The organism is Enterococcus hermanniensis, from assembly GCF_001885945.1.
Lineage (GTDB): Bacteria > Bacillota > Bacilli > Lactobacillales > Enterococcaceae > Enterococcus_A > Enterococcus_A hermanniensis.
In genome coordinates, this window is record NZ_JXKQ01000031.1 from 1 (window position 1) to 2003 (window position 2003).

The 2003-nt window shown below is 36.1% G+C and carries 3 protein-coding genes and 1 pseudogene; all 4 read left to right on the forward strand.

The genetic code is table 11. The annotated features are described in order from the left end of the window. Nucleotides 1-244: 244 nt before the first annotated feature. Nucleotides 245-538, forward strand: a pseudogene (locus tag RV04_RS13710) (YopX family protein); the annotation flags it as partial. 394 nt (nt 539-932) lie between these two features. Beyond that, entirely contained in the window at nt 933-1430 is a 498-nt protein-coding gene (locus tag RV04_RS12800; RefSeq protein ID WP_071858840.1) for a hypothetical protein, read from the forward strand. Nucleotides 1431-1459: 29 nt separating this feature from the next. After that, nucleotides 1460-1684 (forward strand): hypothetical protein, encoded by a 225-nt coding sequence (locus RV04_RS12805; protein ID WP_071858841.1) that lies wholly within the window; start codon nt 1460-1462, stop codon nt 1682-1684. A gap of 56 nt (nt 1685-1740) precedes the next feature. Next, nucleotides 1741-2003: YopX family protein (locus tag RV04_RS12810; protein ID WP_425429346.1), on the forward strand; the 263-nt coding region annotated here is incomplete at its 3' end.

Genomic DNA, 2003 nt, shown 5'->3' on the forward strand with positions numbered 1-2003 from the left:
AAAATTCCAAAGAAATATAGATGCAAGATTTAGTCAACTATCGACCACTATCAAGGAGGTTTTGAATATTGGAAATAATTAATTTCATTTTAGCAGGGATTCATCACTTTTTAAATATCACATGGAGTTTATTACTTGCTTTCTTTCTGTTATTCGGCGGGAAGTGGTGCATTGGAAATTTTATTGAGATCACCATGCCAGGCTTTATGCGAAAGAGTAAGCGAGCTTATAAGGAGGACGGCGAATGATACCGAAGTTTAGAGCGTGGTATACACCATTTGGCGGTTCAGTGAAAAAGTTCAATAAAATGGAACACGGATCAGCGGGAAGGTTACTAACACATGCTGAAATGAGTCCTGATGATTATAAACTCATGCAATCCACTGGCTTAAAGGACAAGAACGGCGTGGAGATATTTGAGGGGATATTCGTGAAACAAATTATTAAAGGCTGGGTTGTCGTCAATGACAATTGGTTAGACGAGGGCGAAATATTTTTAGTTAAAAATGATTCAAAGACTGTTGATTACGACAATGATGATGGTCGGCAATTACGAATACTAGTTAGTAATGCTCTTGATAAATTAGGTATTTCTGATTTACACACTGAGGATGATTATGAGAGCGGGATTTCAGGGAAATATATTGCTGACAACATTTTAATGGAACTTTTCGCGTCAGACAAAAGAATGAAGTTAGATCAGATTCGAGAGTATATCGTTCTTGACTCAATGGGTTTACTAGAATTTCAAGAAAACTGGTATGGATATTCTACATGGACTATTGAAGGATTTAACACAGAAACGTTCGCTTTGGGCGGCCACGATATCCTTGAGATTCTTGAAAACTACAAAGGGAAATTCGTTTATTTAGTAATAGATAAGCTACAGTAACGACACCTATCACGTAGAAAACGAAAAGGAGAATACTTAAATGAGTACAACTGAATTATATGCAGTTAATAAAAACGGAGACGTAACACCTTGCGGAGAAGCCAAAAATAGTTGGCTTGGAGGTATGCACGTTTGGAATAGCTTGAACGAGAAATACGCATTAAACGATGGCATGATGTTTGGATTCAAAAAGACTTGGGGCAATTTTAACAAAGGATTTTACGAAGAATATGAAGATGTTCTGCTTGGAAGTACATTCGATAAAGTTCTTGTATTAAAAGAGAACTTTGACCAGTTAATCAGCAACTTTAAAAAATACCTAACTGTTTATCCAGACTCAAATTTTGGGCAGCAAATTGAAGTGATAGAAACTATGAAAGCAGATGAAGATGTAATTGGAGTGGCTTGGTGTCAAACATCAGTAGCGGACGATTTATGGGATTTTGGTTATGACGAAGATAAAGATGAAACGATTCCATACAACATCTTCAAAGGTGAAAAGCATTGGAATCTATTTGAAGAAGTAAAAGTCAGCTAACGACCACTATCACAGAGAGGATGATATAGATGATTGTTTATGCTTTAGGAGCATATTTAAACGAAGTTCCAGTTTACTTTTCTGGGATAAAAGGAACAACTCCACAATTCACCAGTGAAGCTGATGAAGCTGAATTTGGTAATGAGAAAGATGTAATCCAATTAAAAGAATTGTTTGAAGAAAAAGGCCCTCAGTTCGGACCGTACGAAATTATTGAAGTTAATCTGATCGACGATGAGGAGGACGGCGAATGATACCGAAATTTAGAGCGTGGCTTAGAGAAGATAAATCTATGAACAATGTCGAATGTATGAACTTTGACTTTGAACATGTATTTTTATCTGGATGGCGTGAATCATTTAATATCAAAGACATTGACCTCATGCAGTCAACCGGGCTGAAAGATAAAAACGGTGTTGAGATATTTGAGGGGGATATTGTTGTCGGACAGCAACACCTGACTACAGATTTACGTACACCTTTTGAGATTAAAGGTTTAGTTAAGTATTCAAAAATAAATACGATGTTTTATTTAGATAATGATAGCTTTGGACATCAAAAATTTATGAGTTC